The following is a 3,013-nucleotide window of genomic DNA, read 5'->3' on the forward strand; positions in this document are numbered from 1 at the left end:
GAGCAGGGAAGACAGGTTACGACCGCGTGCAGCACTCTCTATCTGAAAACTGAGCCTACAACGTTGTCCTAACTATCTCTTTCTTTACTTTCTTCACTGAGATGTGGCCACATCCCCATGTCCTGAGCCACAGTTGCTAGGGAAAGCAAGTGGATACGATCGTCTCGTTGAGCTAGCTCACGCTCTGCGGCTGTGTTATAGCCCCAGTCGGCCAAGAACAATTGCACGGCATCTAGATCTGGATATTGCTTAATATTGAGCAGAGTCTTGAGGCGGTCTTCCACGAACCAAATGACGGCCTGGGGGTTAGCTGTGAGCACTTGGCGCAAACTTTCATGTTTAGGGCGCTGATATTCCTTGCCGATGATGCGATCGTCCTCCAAAGTAATGCTCTGTTGATGTAATAGCTCTCTGACGAACCGCCCCTCTTTGGTGGTAATAATCAAGAGTTGCACAGGGCTGGTGAGCAGGTGATGCAAGCGCTCAACAATCCCAGGATAAAATCGATGCTGGTCTAACCAGTGCTGAAGGTCACGGGCAATCCACTGGTCACGATAGCCATCGACTGCCAGGGCTAAATCTCGCGGTTGGCAGTGGCTAGCAGCTATCTCGGCTTGAGCGATCGTAGGCCAATCTTGCAAAATCTCAGCTTCTGTTACCCCAGTCACCAGTGCCCGCAGCACCAAGGGCATTTCCCAGCCTGTTTCCACCACTGGGCGCAGCCGATAAAATGCCTCAGCTAAACCAGCAGGTGGTGTTGACTCGTCTACATTCCAAACTTGGCAATAGGCGTGCCATGCTGTTTGAAAGTACTCAACTAAGCCATCACAAATTACCCCATCGAAATCCAGCGCTAGGATAGTGGGCAGCGATATGGTCATCATCAAGAAGCATTACCGAAGCTGGGCAGGCTTACCATTGATCGAGAAAACGTGGGCAAATCAATGCCATCTACATGCCGAGTCTTCATGGCTAACCGATAGCTAACACTCTGCAACTCAGCTTGAAGTTGACGGTTTTCCTGTTGTAGCTTGGCAACTCGTTCCCTGATAGGAGCAATGCGTTCAGCAAACTTACGGCGATAGACTTGGGGTAATTCTTGCACCACTTGTTCTAACATTTGACAGCGATCAGTTAGCTCCTGGACAGATTGTTGAGCTTGGTTCAGAGCAGCATCACGAGCAGCCAGTTGCTCTTGATAAAAACTGACTTGCTGTTCTACAGCTTGCAACTGCTCCCGCAGGGACTGTATTTCTGCCTGTTGCTGAGTAGAGGCCTCTGGGTTGGCTGGTAGAGCTTGATCGCCCTTTACCAAACGAAATAGCTCTTGGGATAGTTGCTGCACGAGTTGGTCGCGCATGTGCAGCTCGTTCTGTAGCCGCGAGACTTCCGCCTGTAGACTAGAAACACTAGTAACATTAGTTTGGATCACGATGACGATAGCTCCTTTATCAACAATAGATAAGCCTATGGATGAATGGTGCAGACAATAGACCTGCTGTTGATCAAGAAGTATAGTCAGAATCTCGAATTTGGCGCACCTTAATTAGTTTTCAGAGTTGTCTGCGACCCTAGTTCACGTCGTTTATGCACCACAGTCGGTTAAACCTCATGTCTGATGCCGATCGCATTATTGAGCTACGTCAATTGTTGCAACAGGCGAGCTATGCCTACTATGTGCTAGATGCACCCATTATGGAAGATGCTGTCTACGATCGGCTTTACCAAGAGCTACATAGCCTAGAGCAACAACATCCTGACCTGATTACTCCTGACAGTCCTACCCAACGGGTAGGGGAGCGTCCTGCCAGTCAGTTTATTTCCGTGCGGCATAACATCCCCCTCTACAGCCTAGAAAATGCCTTCGATTACAACGATTTAGCAGCATGGCAAGAACGTTGGCGCAGGATAGTTCCAGATGTGTCAGAGGCTGACTATGTGTGTGAACTAAAAATTGATGGTTCTGCCTTGGCGTTGACTTACGAACATGGTGTATTGGTACGGGGGGCAACTAGGGGTGATGGGGTACAAGGCGAAGACATTACCCAAAATGTAAAAGCCATTCGATCGATTCCGTTGCGGCTAAATCTAGAGAATCCACCCTCTGTAGTAGAAGTACGTGGCGAAGCATTTTTGCCGTTAGATGCCTTTGTCCAGATTAACCAAGAACGGGAGGCGGCTGAGGATCCAGTATTTGCTAACCCTCGTAATGCTGCGGCAGGCACTTTGCGCCAACTTGACTCTCGCATTGTTGCCCAGCGACGGCTAGATTTTTTTGCCTACGGCCTGCATGAACTAGAAGCGGTTGCAGGGGAAACTATCATATCTCAACCTTGCCAGACACAGTGTCAGACGCAGTGGCAAGTGCTGCAACGGCTAAAACAGATGGGTTTTCGGGTCAATCCAGAGAGCGAACATTGTCCCTCATTGCAGGCGGTGATGGCCTATTGCGATCGCTGGTCAGAGCAGCGGCGGCAATTACCTTACCTAACTGATGGTGTGGTTGTGAAGTTAAACTCCTTGGCCCTACAGAAGCGCCTTGGCTTTACGCAAAAGTTTCCCCGTTGGGCGATCGCCCTCAAATATCCAGCAGAAGAAGCCCCCAGTAAGTTGTTAGCCGTGACTTTTCAGGTGGGGCGCACGGGTGCCGTTACCCCTGTAGCAGAGTTAACCCCCGTGCAACTAGCGGGAACTACCGTGGCACGGGCAACATTGCACAACCGCGATCGACTAGTGGAACTGGATTTGCACTTGGGAGATACAGTGGTGGTTCGCAAAGCGGGGGAAATTATCCCAGAAGTGGTGCGGGTGTTACCAGACCTGCGGCCTTCCCAAGCCGAGGTAGTACAGATGCCAACAGAGTGTCCTGAATGTGCCCAGCCATTGGTAAAACCAGAGGATGAAGCAGTAACTCGCTGTGTCAACCCGGCCTGTCCAGCGATCGTCCGGGGAGCAATTCTCCACTGGGTCTCTCGCCCAGCCTTAGACATCAACGGCATGGGTGATAAGTTGG

3 protein-coding genes are annotated in these 3,013 nt (G+C 50.6%); 1 reads left to right on the forward strand and 2 read right to left on the reverse strand.

What is annotated here, in order from left to right; translation table 11 throughout:
- Nucleotides 1-68 precede the first annotated feature (68 nt).
- Nucleotides 69-881 (reverse strand): HAD family hydrolase, encoded by an 813-nt coding sequence (locus NZ772_16475; GenBank protein MCS6815151.1) that lies wholly within the window; start codon nt 879-881, stop codon nt 69-71.
- A 2-nt stretch (nt 882-883) separates the two neighbouring features.
- Nucleotides 884-1,432, reverse strand: coding sequence for a hypothetical protein (locus NZ772_16480; protein MCS6815152.1), 549 nt, complete (start codon nt 1,430-1,432; stop codon nt 884-886).
- A 155-nt stretch (nt 1,433-1,587) separates the two neighbouring features.
- Here NZ772_16480 and ligA point away from each other — a divergent pair.
- On the forward strand, nt 1,588-3,013 hold a 1,426-nt coding region (gene ligA, locus NZ772_16485), incomplete at its 3' end, for an NAD-dependent DNA ligase LigA (GenBank protein ID MCS6815153.1).

The organism is Cyanobacteriota bacterium (assembly GCA_025054735.1).
In the GTDB taxonomy this organism is placed as follows: Bacteria; Cyanobacteriota; Cyanobacteriia; order SKYG9; family SKYG9; genus SKYG9.